14 protein-coding genes are annotated in these 18,020 nt (G+C 72.4%); 8 read left to right on the top strand and 6 right to left on the bottom strand.

All coding sequences use genetic code 11. The annotated features are described in order from the left end of the window. Positions 1-69 precede the first annotated feature (69 nt). The gene (locus ACVHNB_RS33650; protein WP_428954802.1) at positions 70-276 is read left to right on the top strand and encodes a hypothetical protein; all 207 of its coding nucleotides are present in this window, start codon (positions 70-72) and stop codon (positions 274-276) included. Between the two features lie 18 nt (positions 277-294). On the opposite strand, the gene ACVHNB_RS33645 is transcribed toward ACVHNB_RS33650, so the two are convergent. Together ACVHNB_RS33645 and ACVHNB_RS33640 are read right to left on the bottom strand one after the other, a co-directional pair. Further along, positions 295-885 (bottom strand): TetR family transcriptional regulator, encoded by a 591-nt coding sequence (locus ACVHNB_RS33645; protein ID WP_456226617.1) that lies wholly within the window; start codon positions 883-885, stop codon positions 295-297. 24 nt (positions 886-909) lie between these two features. Continuing rightward, on the bottom strand, positions 910-1,938 hold the full coding sequence (locus tag ACVHNB_RS33640) for an aldo/keto reductase (protein ID WP_428954804.1): 1,029 nt from the start codon (positions 1,936-1,938) through the stop codon (positions 910-912). 188 nt (positions 1,939-2,126) lie between these two features. On the opposite strand from ACVHNB_RS33640, the gene ACVHNB_RS33635 reads away from it, so the two are divergent. Together ACVHNB_RS33635 and ACVHNB_RS33630 are read left to right on the top strand one after the other, a co-directional pair. Further along, a complete protein-coding gene (locus tag ACVHNB_RS33635) occupies positions 2,127-3,236 on the top strand; it encodes an epoxide hydrolase family protein (protein WP_456226616.1) in 1,110 nt (369 codons plus the stop codon). Positions 3,237-3,391: 155 nt separating this feature from the next. Then, positions 3,392-3,850 (top strand): hypothetical protein, encoded by a 459-nt coding sequence (locus ACVHNB_RS33630; protein WP_428954806.1) that lies wholly within the window; start codon positions 3,392-3,394, stop codon positions 3,848-3,850. 25 nt (positions 3,851-3,875) lie between these two features. On the opposite strand, the gene ACVHNB_RS33625 is transcribed toward ACVHNB_RS33630, so the two are convergent. Next, complete coding sequence (locus ACVHNB_RS33625; RefSeq protein WP_456226615.1) at positions 3,876-5,306, bottom strand: MFS transporter; 1,431 nt, start codon at positions 5,304-5,306, stop codon at positions 3,876-3,878. A gap of 101 nt (positions 5,307-5,407) precedes the next feature. Here ACVHNB_RS33625 and ACVHNB_RS33620 point away from each other — a divergent pair, with 101 nt between their 5' ends. Continuing rightward, complete coding sequence (locus tag ACVHNB_RS33620) at positions 5,408-6,277, top strand: helix-turn-helix transcriptional regulator (RefSeq protein ID WP_428954808.1); 870 nt, start codon at positions 5,408-5,410, stop codon at positions 6,275-6,277. Here the strand turns inward: ACVHNB_RS33620 and ACVHNB_RS33615 are convergent. Continuing rightward, positions 6,272-7,741, bottom strand: coding sequence for an MFS transporter (locus ACVHNB_RS33615; protein ID WP_456226614.1), 1,470 nt, complete (start codon positions 7,739-7,741; stop codon positions 6,272-6,274). The two genes, ACVHNB_RS33620 and ACVHNB_RS33615, sit on opposite strands and share 6 nt — an antisense overlap. A 149-nt stretch (positions 7,742-7,890) precedes the next feature. Between ACVHNB_RS33615 and ACVHNB_RS33610 the strand changes: the two genes are divergently transcribed. Together ACVHNB_RS33610 and dusB are read left to right on the top strand one after the other, a co-directional pair. Further along, positions 7,891-8,781: a helix-turn-helix transcriptional regulator gene (locus ACVHNB_RS33610; protein WP_456226613.1), complete on the top strand. Its 891-nt coding sequence runs from the start codon at positions 7,891-7,893 to the stop codon at positions 8,779-8,781. 84 nt (positions 8,782-8,865) lie between these two features. Beyond that, a complete protein-coding gene (gene dusB / locus ACVHNB_RS33605; RefSeq protein WP_428954811.1) occupies positions 8,866-9,999 on the top strand; it encodes a tRNA dihydrouridine synthase DusB in 1,134 nt (377 codons plus the stop codon). Between the two features lie 147 nt (positions 10,000-10,146). Here the strand turns inward: dusB and ACVHNB_RS33600 are convergent, their stop codons facing one another. Then, on the bottom strand, positions 10,147-12,096 hold the full coding sequence (locus ACVHNB_RS33600; RefSeq protein ID WP_428954812.1) for an amylo-alpha-1,6-glucosidase: 1,950 nt from the start codon (positions 12,094-12,096) through the stop codon (positions 10,147-10,149). Beyond that, positions 12,096-13,448 carry an MGH1-like glycoside hydrolase domain-containing protein gene (locus ACVHNB_RS33595; protein WP_456226612.1) on the bottom strand — a complete coding sequence of 451 codons (1,353 nt, stop codon included), beginning with the start codon at positions 13,446-13,448 and terminating at the stop codon, positions 12,096-12,098. Before ACVHNB_RS33595 ends, ACVHNB_RS33600 begins: the two co-directional genes overlap by 1 nt. Positions 13,449-13,561: 113 nt before the next feature. On the opposite strand from ACVHNB_RS33595, the gene ACVHNB_RS33590 reads away from it, so the two are divergent. Both ACVHNB_RS33590 and ppdK read left to right on the top strand, forming a co-directional pair. Further along, entirely contained in the window at positions 13,562-14,773 is a 1,212-nt protein-coding gene (locus ACVHNB_RS33590; protein WP_456226611.1) for an ROK family protein, read from the top strand. Between the two features lie 415 nt (positions 14,774-15,188). Next, positions 15,189-17,918: a pyruvate, phosphate dikinase gene (gene ppdK, locus ACVHNB_RS33585; RefSeq protein ID WP_428954815.1), complete on the top strand. Its 2,730-nt coding sequence runs from the start codon at positions 15,189-15,191 to the stop codon at positions 17,916-17,918. Positions 17,919-18,020: the final 102 nt, after the last annotated feature.

Raw genomic sequence — 18,020 nt, 5'->3', positions numbered from 1 at the left:
CGGTACGCGCATCGGCCCCGGCTCGCCGTTCTTGCGGCGGGCCGGGGCCTTTTGCTGCACACTGCCGCTGTGCCTCACATGACGAGCAGCAAGGTCAGCCGCTGGGACCAGCACGGGCGGGCCCATGTCGTACACGTCGAAAAAGTCGGTATACAACGGCAGTTGACGTGCGAGACGTGCGGCTGGCGGAGATCGGCGCAGTTCCTGCCGTGGCTCAAGGCGCAGGAACACCTGGAACAGGAGCACCAGGCGACGGTGGACCCGGCGGGGGACTGACGCCCCTTCGGGCCTGCCTCAGCGGGCGGCGATACCGCGCATCACCAGGCCGAGCACCGCGTCGAACGACTCCTGGGCGCCGGGCCGTGACCACTGCGGCGCGTACACCGGGTCGTGGAAGTGGGCGGTGGCCTCGAACAGGGCGCGGGCCGTGGCCGTGATGTCCGGTGCCTCGAACTGCCCCTGGGCGACGCCCTCCTGGAGGATCGCGGTCAGCTGGCCCGCCAGCTCGGCGATGTGCGCGTCGACCACGTCACTGATCTCCGTCGTCAGCACCGAGTACGTGGCGAACAGCTCGGGGTCGTCGCCCGCCTTGTGCCGCTTGGCGTCGAACAGCGCCGTGAACCAGTGCCGCAGCTTGGCGGCCGGCTCCTCGGGTCCCGCCGCGACCTCGGCCAGGACCGCCGTCGTCCGGTCCAGCCAGCGCTTGGTGACCGCCCCGCGTAGCTCCGCCTTCGTGCGGAAGTGCCGGTACACAGAGCCGTGGCTGACCCCGAGCGCGCGCGCCACGTCGACGACGGTCGCCTTCGCGGCGCCGTGCCGGCGCAGCATGTCCTCGGTCGCGGCGAGGATGCGCTCGGGGGTCAGGGGCTCGGTGGACGGTGCCATGTCACTGACCGTACCCGGCCGTGGTCAGCGCTCGCTGTCGAGGTGTGCCATCTGGGCCGCCGGGTAGCGCTCGCCGGCCGCCGCGTCCGCGGGCACGGCCTCCTCGATCGCGGCCAGGTCGGCGGCGCCGAGGCTGACGTCGAGCGCGCCGAGCGCCTCGGCCAGGCGCTCGCGGGTGCGGGCGCCGACCAGCGGCACGATGTCGTCGCCGTGCTGCGCGCCCCGGGCCAGCACCCAGGCGATCGCGATCTGCGCGACGCTCACACCCTGCTGCTCGGCGATCCCCCGCAGCCGGTCCACGAGGTCCAGGTTGTGCTGGAGGTTGTCGCCCTGGAAGCGGGGGCTCATGCCGCGGAAGTCGTTCGCGGCGATCTTGCGGTCGCGGGTGAAGTGGCCCGAGATCAGGCCGCGCGAGAGGACCCCGTACGCGGTGATGCCGATGCCCAGCTCACGGGTGGTCGGCAGGATCGACTCCTCGATGCCGCGCGAGATGAGGGAGTACTCGATCTGCAGGTCGGCGATGGGGGCGGTGGCGGCGGCCCGGCGAATGGTGTCCGCGCCGACCTCGCTGAGCCCGATGTGCCGGACGTGCCCCTGCTCGATCAGCTCGGCGATGGCGCCGACGGTCTCCTCGATCGGCACGTCGGGGTCGAGGCGGGCGATGCGGTAGACGTCGATGTGGTCGACGCCGAGGCGCTGCAGGCTGTACGCGGCGAAGTTCTTCACGGCCGCGGGACGCCCGTCGTAGCCGGACCAGCCGCCGGCCGGGTCGCGCAGGGCGCCGAACTTCACGCTGGTCAGCGCCTGCTCGCGGGCCGCCGCGGGGGCGGTGCGCAGGGCCTCGCCGATCAGCATCTCGTTGTGCCCCATCGCGTAGAAGTCCCCGGTGTCGAGGAGGGTGACGCCCGCGTCGAGCGCGGCGTGGATGGTGGCGATCGACTCGGTACGGTCGGCGTCGCCGTACAGGGCGGACATGCCCATGCAGCCGAGGCCGAGGGCGGAGACGCGGGGGCCGGTGGTACCGAGGGAGCGAGTGGGGAGGGTGGTGCTCATGGGGGCTCCTTGAGGCCGGGACTCGGGGGCTTCCACCTTCGCATGACAGCTGACAGATTTCAATATCTGTCAGCTGTCATCTGTTACTCGCGACTCGTCGCCCGTGGCCGGTCACCCGTCACGCCCTTCCGTTCCGCCCCGTCGTGCAGCGGACAGGATCTGACCTACTTCCTGCCTACGGTCCCTTCATGACCTCCTCGCTGCGCCCCTTCCGTGTCGCGGTCCCGCAGTCCGACCTCGACGACCTCAACTCCCGCCTGGAAAAGACGCGTTGGCCGGAGCGCGACCTGCCGGTGCCGGGCGGTGTGCCCCTCGCCGAGCTGCGCGAGCTCGCCGCGTACTGGCGCACCGGCTACGACTGGCGCCGCCACGAGGCCCGGCTCAACCGCTTCCCGCAGTTCCGCACCGACATCGACGGCCAGGAGGTCCACTTCCTGCACGTCCGCTCCGCCGACCCCGACGCGCTGCCGCTCCTGCTCACCCACGGGTGGCCCAACTCCTTCGTGGAGTTCGCCGAGTTGATCGACCGGCTCACCGGCCGCTTCCATGTCGTCGTGCCGTCGCTGCCCGGCTTCGGCTACTCGGCCGCGCCCCGGACCGGCGGCTGGACGGCGGCGCGGGTCGCCCGGCTGTGGGCCGAGCTGATGCGGCGGCTCGGCCACGACCGGTACGGCGTCGAGGGCGGCGACTTCGGCGCGTACGTCGCCCCGGAGGTGGCCTTGGCCGACCCCGCCCACGTCGTCGGCGTGTACGTCATCGGCGGGCTCGGCTTCCCGTCCGACGCCGACGTGCCCGACCTGACGCCGCAGGAGAAGGAGGTGTACGACGCCCTGCAGTCGGCGGACTGGATGCACGGCGTCGACCATCACGCCCTGCTGCGGACCGCCCCGGCGACCTTCGCGTACGGGTGGCAGGACTCGCCCGCCGGGGCGCTCGCCTGGATGCTGCAGAAGTTCCACGACTTCAACGCCTCCGGCGGGCCGCTGTTCGAGGCGATCGACCGCGACCTGTTCCTGACGAACGTCAGCCTGTACTGGTTCACCGGCACGTTCGGCACCTCGTCCTGGCCGTACTACGACAGCCCGGCCGGCCCCTTCGCCTGGCCGCGCGGGCAGAAGGCCGTGCCGACCGGGGTGTACAGCGGCGACGCGCCCGCGATCCGGCGCCTCGCCGAGCGGCACAACACCATCGCCCACTGGCCGACGGGCAATCCGGGCGGCCACCACTTCGTGGCGATGGACCAGCCGGAGGCGTTCGCGGCGGACCTGACCCGGTTCTTCGACGCGGTCAACTCCTGAGCGGAGAGCGGCTGTTCACACGCCGACGGCCCCGTCGATCCGCTCCCGCAGCAGATCGGCGTGGCCGGGCCGTCGGCCCATGGTGTGACACTCCTGTGACGGGCGATGTGACGCGGGTCACGGTGGCCGGGGGGTCCGGCTGCTGAACTCGCCGCATGACGACCTTCCTGGTGCTCATCGTCGCGTTGATCGCCGCCTGTTCCTTCCTCGGGTTCGGCGTCTCCACGCTGGGCCGGGCGGACCGGCGCGCGGCCGGCTGGGCGGGCCTCGCCGCCGCGGCGGCCTGCGCGCTCTACGCGTGGGGCGCGCTCCACGTGGCCGGGGCCGTCATGGACGCGGAGGACGGCGGCACCGGCTCGGCCCCGCTGCGGCCGTGCCGGTCCGGGCCGCAGGTGGCGGACCCCGGATACCTCGGCTACCACGTCGACTTCGTGCCGCTCCGGTTCGTGTGCGAGACGAAGGGCGGCGGCGAGTACGTCGCCGACACCGTGCCCCCGTACGTCAACCCCGCCCTCCTCGGCCTCGCCGCCGTGACGGTCTGCCTCGGGGCGGGCGCGACGGTCGCGTACGAGCGCGGGGAGCGGCGCCGGGCCGCCGCCCGGGGCGGGGCCTAGCAACCTCCCCCCGGCCCGCCGCGACTCAGGAGACCGAGCGCGGCAGCCGCACGCTGAGCCCCACCGTCAGCGCCACCGCCGCGAGCTGCACCAGCAGCGTCGTCACCAGCGCGTCCCGCATGCCCAGCGTCGGGGTCAGCGACAGGAAGAGCGTGCCGAGCGTGGCCACGCCCAGGGCCAGGGCCGCCTGCTGGGTCGTCGTCATGACGCCGCTGCCGACGCCCGCCCGGGCCGCCGGCACCTCGGACAGGATGATCCGGAACAGGATGGGCAGCTGGAGCGCCTGGCCCGCGCCCGCCAGCGCCGCGCCCGGCAGCAGCTGGAGCACCCCGAGGTGCGGCCAGGAACGCCAGGCCGCCAGGGCGATCAGCGCGACCCCGGCCCCCTGGAGCAGACCGCCCGCCGTGACGACGCGCGTGCCCCAGCGGGCCACCAGCCGCGGACCGGCGAGCGACGTCGCGAAGAACACCGCCGCCATCGGGGCCAGCGCGAGGCCCGCCGCCGTCGCGCCGAGCCGCTCGCCCTGCTGCAGCGCCACCGCGATCACGAACATGAAACCGCTGAAGCCGATGGAGAAGGGCACCACCATCACCAGGCCCCGCCGCAGGGACAGCAGCCGGAAGAGCGACGGCGGGACCAGCGGGGTGCGGCCCGCCCGGTCGGCCCGCTGCTCCACCGCGTAGAACGCGTACGAGAGGAACGGGAACGCCGCCAGCGACAGCCACGTCCACAGCGGCCAGCCCGCCGCCCGGCCCTCGGTCAGCGGGGCCAGCAGCGCGACCAGAGCCAGGGCGAGCAGGACCGTGCCGGGCACGTCGACCGGTTCGGGCCGCGCCGAGCGGGTCTCCGGGACCGTCCGGACCGCGAGGACCAGCGCCACGACGACCACCGGCACGTTCACCAGGAACACCGAGCGCCAGCCCGTGCCGAGGACGTCCGCCGAGACGAGCACGCCGCCCAGGACCTGCCCCGCCACCATCGACAGGCCGGCCGTCGCCCCGTACAGGCTCATGGCCCTGGCCCGGCGCGGCCCGGCCGTCGTCGCCTGGATCGTGGCGAGGACCTGCGGCAGCATCGCCGCCGACGCCGCGCCCTGCGCGACCCGCGCCGCGACCAGCGTCCACGCCGTCGGCGCCAGCCCGCAGGCCAGCGAGGTGAGGCCGAACGCCGCCATGCCGCCGAGGAACAGCCGGCGCCGGCCGAGCAGATCGCCGAGCCGGCCGCCGAGCACCAGCAGCACGGCGTACGCGATGCCGTACCCGGCGACGACCAGCTCCAGGACCGGTTCGCTCGCCGACAGGTCCCGGGCGATGGTGGGCAGGGCGACATTGACGATGAAGAAGTCGACGAGGGGCAGGGCCGCACCGAGCAGCACGGTGAACAGACCCGCACCGGTGAGCAGGGTGCCGGGCGCCGCGACGGGCGTGACCGGCGGGGACTGCGTGTGGGTGGTCATGGCATCGAGCGTCCGCCACCGCTCAGACGGGTACCAGAGTGTCCTTATCCTGGTAGAAGCGCTACCTGGAAACAGGATGGCCCCGGGTACAGGCTGGGAGCATGACCACCATGACGCAGGACGCGCGGCCCGCCGAGATCCGGCGGCACGAGCTGGCCGGGTTCCTGCGCAGCCGCCGCGAGCGCATCCTGCCCGAGGAGGTCGGCCTGCCGCGCGGCAGCCGCCGCCGCACCCCGGGCCTGCGCCGCGAGGAGGTCGCGCACCTCTCCGCGGTCGGCGTCACCTGGTACACGTGGCTGGAGCAGGCCCGCGACATCCAGGTCTCGGCGCAGGTCCTCGACGCGCTGGCCCGCACCCTGCGGCTCGACGCGAGCGAGCGCGCCCATCTGTTCGGCCTGGCCGGCGCGATCGACCCGACCCCGGCCGCGAGCTGCACCACGCTCACCCCCGAACTGCGCCAGATGCTCGCCCAGTTGGAGCCGATGCCGGCCTGCGTGCAGAACAGCCGCTACGACGTCCTCGCCTACAACCGCACCTACCGGATGCTGCTGTGCGACCTCGACGAGATCCGGCCCGAGGACCGCAACTGGATGCTCCTCGCGTTCACGAACGAGCAGTGGCGCTCCGCGATCGTCTCCCTCGACGACGTGCTGCGCACCATGGCCGCCAAGTTCCGCGCGGGCATGGCCGACCATCTCGCCGAGCCCGCCTGGAAGCTGGTCCTGAAGCGGCTCCTCGACGAGTCCGCCGAGTTCCGTGAGCTGTGGGAGCGCCACGAGGTGGGGCGGTCGGTGCCCAGCAAGGTCAAGCACTTCGTCAACCCGTACGTGGGCCCGCTCGCCGTCGTCCACACCGATCTCTGGCTCGGCCGGGACTGCGGGGCACGCATGGTGACGTACACCCCGGCCGACGAGGCGACCCGTGAGCGCCTCGACCGGCTCCAGGAGCTGGCGCTCAGCCGCGCCTCATGAACCGGCGGCGGCCCGGGTGGCCGCCGCGTCCGCCGGCTCCTCCAGCCGCTCTGCGGTCCGCCGTGCCGTCTCCCGCGCCCACCGCCCGCTGGTCAGCGCGCCGAGCGCCAGCACCGCCAGGCCGCACCCGGCGATGATCCACCAGCAGGCCCGGCTGGCCTCGACGAAGGCGCGGGCGTACGAGGACCCGGCGACGCCCGACGCGAGGACCGCGCCGATGACGGCGACGCCGAGGGTCTGGCCGATCTGCCGGCTGGTCGAGGCCACGGCCGCCGCGACACCGGCTTGCGCGCGCGGCATGCCGGAGACGGCGGTGTTGGTGATGGGAGCGTTCACGAAACCGAAGCCGATGCCGAACAGGACGTAGCCGACGAAGAGCGACACGTTCGAGGTCTCCGCGTCGAAGGCCGCGAACAGGACGCCGCTCGCCGTCATCGTCACGCCCGCGATCAGCAGCGGCAGACGCGGACCGCGGCTGCCGACCAGACGCCCGGACAGCGGCGCGCACACCAGGGCCATCGCCGCCATCGGCAGCATCCACAGACCCGCGTGCAGCGCGTCCAGGCCGCGCACGTCCTGAAGGTAGAGCGTGGACACGAAGAGGAAGCCGCCGAGCGCCGCGAAGCCGCAGACCGCGATCACCGCCGCCCCGCTGAACGGCGCCGACCGGAAGAACCGCAGGTCGATGAGGGGCTCGGCGCGGCGCGGCTCGTAGCACAGCAGGCCGGCGAGCGCGGCCAGGGCGACCGCCGCGCAGACGACGGTCCGCGCCGACGTCCAGCCCGCGTCGGGCGCCTCGATGATCGCGTACGTCAGCGAGCCGAGCAGCGCGATGACCAGGACCTGGCCGACCGGGTCGGGCCGCCGGGCCTTGGGGGCACGGGACTCGGGGACGTAGCGGAGGGTGAGCAGGAGCGCGGCGAGGCCGACGGGCAGATTGACCCAGAAGATCGAGCGCCAGCCGACCGAGTCCACGAGCAGGCCGCCCACCAGCGGCCCCGCGGCCATCGAGATGCCGACGACGCCGCCCCACACCCCGATGGCGCGGGCCCGCTCCCGCGGGTCGGTGAACGTGTTCGTGATGATCGACATGGCGACCGGGTTGAGCATCGAGCCGCCGACGGCCTGCACCATCCGGAACGCCACCAGCGACTCCAGGTTCGGGGCCAGGGAGCAGGCCACCGACGCGGCCGTGAAGACGATCAGCCCCGTCCGGAAGACCTTGCGCCGCCCGATCCGGTCCGCGGTCGAGCCGGCCAGCATCAGCAGCGCGGCGAGGACCAGCGTGTACGCGTCGATCGTCCACTGCATGCCCGAGAGCGTGGCGTCGAAGTCCTTCGCCATGGAAGGGAGGGCGACGTTCAGGACGGTGTTGTCGAGGCTGACGATCAGCAGGCTCATGCAGCAGATCGCGAGGACGAGCATCCGCCTGCGGTGCGTCAGGGTCGGTGGTGCGTCGGGCATGTTCTCGACGGTAACCGGATCGGTGAGGGGACGGGCACGTGAGGTCATGACCACCAGCGTCCTCGTCCGCTCAGCCTGGTACCAGAGTCTCCTCATCGTGGTACAGGCACTACCTGGCAACAGGATGAGCGCGGAGGCATCCTGGTGGCATGACGACTCCGACGACGGCCTCCGCCCCCGCTCCGTCGGCCGCCGAGCTGCGCCGCGCCGAGCTGGCCGCGTTCCTGCGCAGCCGCCGCGAGCGCATCACCCCGGAACAGGTCGGCCTGCCGGACACGGCCCGCCGCCGCACCCCGGGCCTGCGCCGCGAGGAGGTCGCGCACCTCGCCTCGGTCGGCATCACCTGGTACACGTGGCTGGAGCAGGGCCGCGCCATCAACGTCTCGGCCGGCGTCCTGGACGCCATCGCCCGCGCCCTGCTCATGGACCCCACCGAGCGCGCCCACGCCTTCACCCTCGCCGGGACCGTCGACCCGCGCGCCGAGACCGTGTGCCCGGCCGTCACGCCCACGGTCCTGCGCCTGCTCAAGCGCCTGGAGCCCTACCCGGCCGAGGTGAAGAACGCCCGGTACGACGTCCTCGCGCACAACCAGGCCTACGCCGACGTCTTCGGCGACCCCGCCGAACTCGACCCCGAGCACCGCAACGCCCTGTGGATGATGTTCATGAACGACCGCTGGCGCGTGCAGTTCCTGGACCGCGACGTGATGCTGCCCGAGCTCCTGGCCAAGTACCGCAAGGCGATGGCCGAGCACGTCGCCGAGCCCGCCTGGCGGGCGCCCGTCGACGAGCTGCTCGCGGTGTCGCCGGAGTTCCGCGAGCTGTGGGAGCGGCGCGAGGTCGCGCCGATGGTCTCGCACGTCAAGCGGTACCAGCACCCGGACCCGGACATCGGCCTGCTGCGCCTGGAGCACCGCCACATGTGGCTGGCCCCGGAGACCGGCGCGTACCGCGTCGTCGCGTACCTTCCCGCGGACGACAGGACCGACGAGCGCCTGGAGAAACTGGCGGAGCGCGCGGCGGCTCGGGAAACCGGCTGACGAGCCGGGCGCCGGGTGAGGGACAATGGAGTCCTGTCCGTGCCCCATGAAGGTTTTCTCGTACGCTCCCGGAGACCCGCCCCGATGACCCAGCAGCAGCTCACCGTAGGCCCGCACACCGTGCAGCCGCCCGTGGTCCTCGCGCCCATGGCGGGGATCACCAACGCGCCGTTCCGCACCTTGTGCCGCGAGTTCTCCGGCGGCAAGGGCCTCTTCGTGAGCGAGATGATCACGACGCGGGCGCTGGTCGAGCGCAACGAGAAGACCATGCAGCTGATCCACTTCGACGAGAGCGAGAAGCCGCGCTCGATCCAGCTGTACGGCGTCGACCCGGCGACCGTCGGCAAGGCCGTCCGCATGATCGCGGAAGAGGACCTCGCCGACCACATCGACCTGAACTTCGGCTGCCCCGTCCCGAAGGTCACCCGCAAGGGCGGCGGCTCGGCCCTCCCGTACAAGCGCAACCTGCTGCGGGCGATCCTGAAGGAAGCCGTCTCGGGCGCGGGCGACCTCCCGGTCACCATGAAGATGCGCAAGGGCATCGACGACGACCACATCACGTTCCTCGACGCGGGCCGGATCGCCGTCGAGGAGGGCGTCACCGCGATCGCCCTGCACGGGCGCACCGCCGCCCAGCACTACGGCGGCACCGCCGACTGGGACGCCATCGCCCGCCTCAAGGAGCACGTCCCGGAGATCCCCGTCCTCGGCAACGGCGACATCTGGTCGGCCGACGACGCGCTGCGCATGGTCCGCGAGACCGGGTGCGACGGCGTCGTCGTGGGCCGGGGCTGCCTCGGCCGCCCCTGGCTCTTCGCCGACCTGGTCGCCGCGTTCGAGGGCCGCCCGGAGCGCGCCCAGCCCACGCTGCGGGTCGTCGCCGACGCGATGGTGCGGCACGCGACGCTGCTCGGCGAGTGGATCGGTGACGAGGCGCGGGGCGTCATCGACTTCCGCAAGCACGTGGCCTGGTACCTGAAGGGGTTCGCGGTCGGCTCCGAGATGCGCAAGCGGCTCGCGATCACCTCGTCCCTGGCCGAACTCCGCACGGGCCTCGACGAGTTGGACCTGGACCAGGAGTGGCCCGCCGGGGCGGACGGCCCGCGCGGGCGGACGTCCGGCAACAACAGGGTGGTGCTGCCGGACGGGTGGCTCAAGGACCCGTACGACTGCGCGGGCCTCTCCGAGGACGCCGAGCTGGACACGTCCGGGGGCTGACCGGTCCGGCGTCCCGTCCGCCATGTCCTGACGTCGGCCGTGTGCGGGCCGGTGGGACTTCTCGCGCGGTTCCCCGCGCCCCTGAGACGCGCACTTCGTGCGGCATCTCATGATGGGGGCGCGGCGAAGCCGTGCCGACCGAGACGCTCACCCCCCGACGGCGCTCAACAGCGCCAACGGCGCCGCCGCGGACCGCGACTCACGTACACACCCGTACGGATAGGGCAGCGGCGCCGGATGCGAAGCCCTGGCGTACCCGGCAAGAACCTCCGGCAACCGCCCGCCGCAGGCGATCGCCGCCGACACCAGCCCCTGTGCCACGGTCCGCGCCTCGTCGTGCAGCCCGTACCGGGCGAGCCCGAGCGCGATCAACGCGTTGTCGTGCGGCCACACCGAACCCCGGTGGTACGACAGCGGGTGATACGCGGCCTGCCCCGCGGCCAGCGTCCGCACCCCCCACCCCGAGAAGAAGTCCGGTTCGAGCAGCCGCCGCCCGACCGCCTCGCCGAACTCCTTGTCGAGCAGCCCGGACCACAGCAGATGCCCGGCGTCCGAGGCGAGCGCGTCCAGCCGCCGCCCGTCCCCGTCGAGGGCCAGCGCCACGAACGACTTCTCCGGCATCCAGAAGTCCCGCACGAAACGGTCCCGCAGATCCGCCGCGGCCTGTTCGAGGAGATCCGCGTACACCGCGTCGTCCCACACCGTCCGCGCCAGCACGGCCGTGCGCCGCAGCGCGTCGTACGCGTAGCCCTGCGCGCCCGCCGCCATCACCGGGCCCGTCGCCCGGCTCCCGTCGGCCGAACAGATCGCGCCGGGGGAGTCCTTCCAGTTCTGGTTGGCGAGGCCGCCCTGGTCGGCGCGGTACACGAGGTATCCGCGCGACGTGAGCCCGCCGTGGTCCAGCATCCAGCCCACGGCCGCCCGCGCGTACGGCTCGAGGCGCCGCGCGAGGGACGTGTCCGCGGTCTGCTCCGTGTACGCCCCGAGCAGCACGAGGAACAGCGGCGTCGCGTCGACCGACCCGTAATAGCGCCCGTAGGGCACCTGCCCGAAGTGCGCGAGCTCCCCGTGCCGCACCTCGTGCACGATCTTCCCGGGCTGCGCCACGGACGCCTCGATCTGCTCGGTGGCCTGGGTCGCGGCGAGCACCGGCAGGGTGGCCGCGGCCAGTTCGGGCCGGTACGGCAGAGCGAACAGCGACGTCAGCAGGGCGTCCCGGCCCAGCAGCGTCAGGAACCACGGCACCCCGGCCGCCGGCGCCAGATGCCGCTCCCCGTCAGGACCCTCGGCCGCCACCCGCAGCACCGCGAGATCGGCCAGCCCCCGCGCGCACGCCGCCGCCAGCTCCGGCCACGCCCCAGGCAGCTCCACCCCGTCCGCGAAGTCCCGTACGACGTCGGAGAGTTGGGCGGCGGCGGCCGCCGGGGTCGCCGGCGTACGGGCCGGCCGGGATCCGTGCGGTCGGGCCGTCACGCGCAAGGCCAGCTCGGCGGCGCCCTGCGCGTCCAGTTCCAGCGTCCACACCAGGCGGCGCGCCCCCGTGCCGGTCTCCTCGACCGCGTCCGGGGCGGGGGTGCTCGTCACGGCCGTCGAGGAGCGCCAGTCGCCCCTCTTGTAGGTGAACTCCACGCCGTCGTCGAGGACTTCGCGAGTGCGCACCGCCCCCGTCTTCGCGTACGTACGGTGGTCGGAGCGCAGCTCGAACTGGTCCGTGAAGTCGGCGTCGACCGTCAGCGCGACGCGCACCGTCGTCGGCACCGGACGGTTCGACACGACGCGCAGCAGCTCCACGAACGACCCGTCCCCGACGGCCTGTTCACGAAAGAGCGTGTAGGCCGGGGGCTCCTGGCGGCCGCCGCGCGGCACGAGCACGCAGCGGGCGACGCCCTCGTCCTCGTACGTCATGGGGGTCAGCACCTCGGGTGCGGCGCCGTCGACCGTGAGCTGCCAGCGGCACAGGTGCCGGGCGTCGCGCACGAACAGGCCGTCGGGCGAGGAGCCGCCGCGCACCGCGGTCAGCCCTCCGCTCGCGTCCAGCGCGGCGAACGTGGTGCCGCGTACCAGATGGTGACGCGCGTACCCGTGCGTGTCGGTCATCACGAGGTTCCCTCCCCGGGGCCCAGCAGATCCAGCGTCAGCGCGGCCGTCCAGCCGAAGCCGCGGGCGCCGCAGCCCGCTCCCGTGTACGGATCGACGTACTCGGCGAAGTCCGAGGCCCCGGCCGCGTCGAGCAGCGCGGTGCGCAGCCGCGCGGCCTGCGCGTGCTCGCCGTGCAGCCGAAGGCCGTGCTCCAGAAGCCAGTTGGTGTTGAACCAGGCGGGGCCGCGCCAGTACCGGTGCGGGTCGAAGGCGGGCCCCTGAAGGTCGTAGCTCGGCGCGAGGCGCACCTGGCCGCCGAGGCCGAAGTGCGGTCCGCGCGCGGTGCGGACGAGCGCCGCCACCACGTCGCGCGGCAGCGCCGGCAGGATCAGCGGGATCAGCCCGGCGACGCCGTACTCCGGCACCAGCGCGCCGCCGCGCAGATCACGGCAGAAGAACATCTGCGCCACCGGGTCCCACAGCCGCCGCACGAGCGCCGACGTCAGCCGCTCGGCGCGCGCGTGCCGGGCCGTGCCCGCCGCCCCCAGCTCGCAGGCGATCCGGGCCAGCGCGTGCTCGGAGGCGGCCAGCAGGGCGTTGAAGGCCGGGTCCTCGACCGCGAACTCGCCCTGCCCGTCGGCGTATTCACCGTCGCGGTAGTCCGTCGCGAGACGCACGTACCGCCCGTAGTCGATGTCCGTGGGCCGGTCGTCCGCCGTCCCGTGCTCCAGGTCGGCGCGCCGGAACGTCCGCGGGGGAGCGGGCGTGATCCGGCTCAACGGGGCGTCCCAGCACGGGCTGTTGTCCATGCCCTGCTCCCAGGGGTGGACCACCGAGGCGAGGCCCGCGCCGCCCAGGTCGCGGCGGTGCAGGAGGTAGCGGTGCCAGGCGGCGAGGCCCGGGTAGACGCGGGGCAGGAAGCCGCGGGAGCGCGACAGCGCCGGGTCGGCGCGGTGCACCAGCCAGGCGGCGAGCGCGTGCACGGGCGGCTGCACGATGCCGGAGGTCTGCACGGCGGCCGGTGCTCCGGCGGCCCGGCCCGCGGTGGAGGAGCGCCAGAAGTCGGGGCTGGGGAAGTACGCGTCCAGCGGGATGGCAGGGTTGAACACGATGTGCGGGATCCGGCCGTCGCCCCACTGGGCGCTCAGCAGCGTCTCCAGCTCCGACTGGGCGCGCAAGGGGGACACATGACGCAGTCCGATCGCGATGAACGCCGAGTCCCACGACCACTGGTGCGGATACAGCGTGCGCGAGGGGACCGTCGAGGCACCCGTCCAGTTCGCGTCGAGGACACGGACGGCGCGGTCCCGCAGCGGCTCGCGCCGCGCGACGCGGACCGCGGTTCTGGACCGCTCGGTGGTGTGCTCCACATGCTCTCCCGCAGGCTGCCGGTTACGCAGCAGGCAGCATAGAGTTACGTCTACTTAACACGCAAAACCCAGAATGTAACGTGCAGTTGATGATCGCAAGGGGGTTGGCGGGCATGGCGGGGAACCAGGCGAGCGCCGGAGATCTGCTGCACCTGGTGCGCAGCGGACGGGCGACCACACGCGGCGCACTCCAGGAGGTCACGGGCCTGTCCAGGGCCACGGTCGGACAGCGCCTGGACCGGCTCTTCCGTGCGGGCTGGCTGCGCGAGGGCACGGCCGGACCCGTCAACTCCCCGCTGGGCGGCCGCCCTTCGATCCATCTGGAGTTCGACGACGCGCACGCGGTCGTGCTCGCCGCCGACCTCGACACCCGGCACGCCCGCGCCGCCGTGCTGACCCTGTCCGGCGAGGTGGTCGCCGAGCGCACCGGCGCGCTCACGGTCGAAGAGGGACCGGAGGCGGTGCTGCCCCGACTCGGCGTCTGGTTCGGCGAGTTGCTCAAGGAGGCCGGCCGCCCCGGGGACGCGGTGTGCGGCATCGGCCTCGCGGTCCCCGGCCCGGTCGACACGGACTCCGGCCGCGTCGTACAGCCCCCGATCATGCCCGGCTGGGACGGCTACGACATAAGAGGCCGGCTGGCCCGCGCGGTCGCCGAGCACGCGGCGACCGGCCAGGGCCCCCTCGACGCGCCGGTCCTCGTCGACAACGACGCCAATCTCATGGCGTACGGCGAACAGCGCGCCGCCCACCCCGACTGCCACGCCTTCGCCCTGGTCAAGGTCTCCACCGGGATCGGTGCGGGCGTCGTCGTGGACGGCGCGATCTACCGCGGCATCGACGGCGGCGCGGGCGACATCGGGCACATCCGCGTCCCCGAGGGCGCGGACGCCCTGTGCAACTGCGGCTCGTACGGCTGCCTGGCCGCGGTCGCCAGTGGCCGGGCCGTGGCCCGCCGGCTGACCGAGTCGGGCGTGTCCGCGGCCTCCGGCTCCGACGTGCGCGCGCTGCTCGCGGCCGGCCATCCCGAGGCGGTACGGCTCGCGCGGGAGGCGGGCCGCAGCGTAGGCGAGGTCCTCGCGACGGTCGTCACCCTCCTGAACCCCGGCGTTCTCATGATCGCCGGAGATCTGGCCGGAACTCCCTTCCTGACGGGCGTGCGCGAACTGCTCTACCAGCGCGCCCTGCCCCGCTCGACCGCCCATCTGGAGGTGGTCACGTCCCGGCTCGGCGAGCGGGCCGCGCTCATCGGAGCGGGAGCGCTGGTGGTGGAGGAGCTGTACGCGCCCCGGCGGGCCGAGGAGCGGCTGGCGGCGCTGGGCGTCTGACACGCCCGTTTCACCCCCGTGTCCTGTCCGCATGCTGACATCGAGCCGTCCGAAGGCCGTTTCAAACGGCGTGATTCTCGCCACCCCTGATAGGCCTTGCGCTCAGATGAGCGGAAATTCGCTGACTGCACTTCTCCAAGCCCTGGCACTCAGTGCCACTGCTCGATCATTTACAGCTTGAACGCACATGAGAGCTCAGCATGCTCATGTGAGCGATAATCGGGGTCTACGGGGGTTGATGGTTCAGGAAGTGAACACAGAAATCCGACAGTGCCTACCCGCCGGTCACTTTCGATCTCCTGGCGGACGGGTGGTTACGGCCGTATGACGGCTGAGTGGACGTACCCACAGGCCTTGGATCTGGGTATGTTCCTCGCCGTCAGGGCAGCCACCGAGCCTCGAGGAGTCGAGACCCGTGTCGGAAAACAAAGATCCTCAGGTAGCCGATCGAGGCGCGAAGTTCGTCTACGACTTCACCGAGGGGAACAAGGACCTCAAGGACCTTCTCGGCGGCAAGGGTGCCAACCTCGCCGAGATGACCAACCTGGGACTTCCCGTCCCTCCGGGGTTCACCATCACCACCGAGGCCTGCAAGGTCTACCTCGACAGCGGCGCCGAGCCGGTGGCACTCCGTGACGAGGTCAGTGCGCACCTCGACGCCCTCGAGCAGACGATGGGCAAGAAGCTCGGCCAGGCCGACAACCCCCTTCTGGTGTCGGTCCGTTCGGGCGCCAAGTTCTCCATGCCCGGCATGATGGACACCGTCCTCAACATCGGTCTCTCCGACAAGTCGGTGCAGGGCCTGGCCAAGCAGGCCGGCGACGACCGGTTCGCCTGGGACTCCTACCGCCGCCTCATCCAGATGTTCGGCAAGACCGTCCTGGACGTCGACGGCGACCTCTTCGAGGAGGAGCTGGAGAAGGCCAAGCGCGCCAAGAAGGTCGCGGTCGACACCGACCTGGACGCCGCCGACCTGAAGAAGCTCGTCACGCGCTTCAAGAAGATCGTCAAGACCGAGGCCGGCCGCGACTTCCCGCAGGACCCGCGCGAGCAGATGGACCTCGCCATCCACGCGGTCTTCGACTCGTGGAACACCGACCGGGCCAAGCTGTACCGCCGCCAGGAGCGCATCCCCGGCGACCTCGGCACCGCCGTCAACGTCTGTTCCATGGTCTTCGGCAACCTCGGCCCCGACTCGGGCACCGGCGTCGCCTTCACCCGCGACCCGGCCTCCGGACACCAGGGCGTGTACGGCGACTACCTGCAGAACGCGCAGGGCGAGGACGTCGTCGCCGGTATCCGCAACACGGTGCCGCTCGCCGAGCTGGAGCAGATCGACAAGAAGTCGTACGACCAGCTCATGCAGATCATGGAGACCCTGGAGAACCACTACAAGGATCTCTGCGACATCGAGTTCACCATCGAGCGCGGCCAGTTGTGGATGCTGCAGACCCGCGTCGGCAAGCGCACCGCGGGCGCCGCCTTCCGGATCGCCACGCAGCTCGTCGACCAGGGTCTGATCGACGAGGCCGAGGCCCTGCAGCGGGTCACCGGCGCGCAGCTCGCGCAGCTGATGTTCCCCAAGTTCGACGAAGACGCGAAGGTCGAGCAGCTCGGCCGGGGCATCGCCGCGTCGCCGGGCGCCGCGGTCGGCAAGGCGGTCTTCGACTCGTACACCGCGATCAAGTGGTCCCGCTCCGGCGAGAAGGTCATCCTGATCCGCCGCGAGACCAACCCCGACGACCTCGACGGCATGATCGCGGCCGAGGGCATCCTGACCTCCCGCGGCGGCAAGACCTCGCACGCGGCCGTCGTCGCGCGCGGCATGGGCAAGACCTGTGTCTGCGGCGCCGAGGACATCGAGGTGGACACCAAGCGGCGGCGCCTGACGGCCGGCGGCGTGGTCGTCGAGGAGGGCGACATCGTCTCCATCGACGGCTCGACGGGCAAGGTCTACCTCGGCGAGGTGCCGGTGGTGCCCTCCCCGGTCGTCGAGTACTTCGAGGGCCGCATGCACGCCGGCGCCGACGACGCCGACGAGCTGGTCGGCGCCGTGCACCGGGTCATGGCGTACGCGGACCGAGTACGCCGCCTGCGCGTACGGGCCAACGCCGACAACGCCGAGGACGCGCTGCGCGCCCGCCGGTTCGGTGCCCAGGGCATCGGCCTGTGCCGCACCGAGCACATGTTCCTCGGTGAGCGCCGCGAGATGGTCGAGAAGCTGATCCTCGCCGACACCGAGGTCGAGCGCGAGGACTCCCTCAAGCAGCTCCTGCCGCTCCAGAAGCAGGACTTCGTCGAGCTGTTCGAGGCGATGGACGGCCTGCCCGTCACCATCCGCCTGCTCGACCCGCCGCTGCACGAGTTCCTGCCCGACATCACCGAGCTGTCGGTCCGCGTCGCCCTCGCCGAGTCCCGCCAGGACAACAACGAGAACGACCTGCGGCTGCTCCAGGCCGTGCACCGGCTGCACGAGCAGAACCCGATGCTCGGTCTGCGCGGCGTCCGGCTCGGCCTGGTCATCCCCGGCCTGTTCGCCATGCAGGTGCGGGCCATCGCCGAGGCCGCCGCCGCCCGCAAGAGCGCCAAGGGCGACCCGCGCGCCGAGATCATGATCCCGCTCGTCGGCACCGTTCAGGAGCTGGAGATCGTCCGCGAGGAGGCCGACCAGGTCATCGCGGAGGTCGAGGAGCAGAGCGGCGTCAAGCTGAAGCTGGCCATCGGCACGATGATCGAGCTGCCCCGCGCCGCGCTGACCGCCGGCCAGATCGCGGAGGCCGCGCAGTTCTTCTCCTTCGGTACGAACGACCTGACGCAGACCGTCTGGGGCTTCAGCCGCGACGACGTCGAGGCCAGCTTCTTCACCGCGTACCTGGAGAAGGGCATCTTCGGAGTCAGCCCGTTCGAGACGATCGACAAGGACGGCGTCGGCTCCCTGGTGAAGTCCGCCGTCGAGGCCGGCCGCGCCACGCGCCCCGACCTCAAGCTCGGCGTCTGCGGCGAGCACGGTGGCGACCCGGAGTCGGTCCACTTCTTCCACGAGGTCGGTCTCGACTACGTCTCCTGCTCGCCGTTCCGTATCCCGGTCGCGCGCCTGGAGGCGGGCCGCGCCGCCTCCACGTCGACGGGCAGCGACCACCGGTAGAGGCTGCCGGAGCCGCCGCAGGTCCCCGACCCTCACCGATCGGCGGCGGCTCCGGTGCGAGACGGGAGGGCGGCACCCCTGTGCGGGGGGTGCCGCCCTCCC

Source organism: Streptomyces sp. YJ-C3 (assembly GCF_053891275.1).
This window is presented reverse-complemented; position numbering and strand designations above follow the sequence as displayed.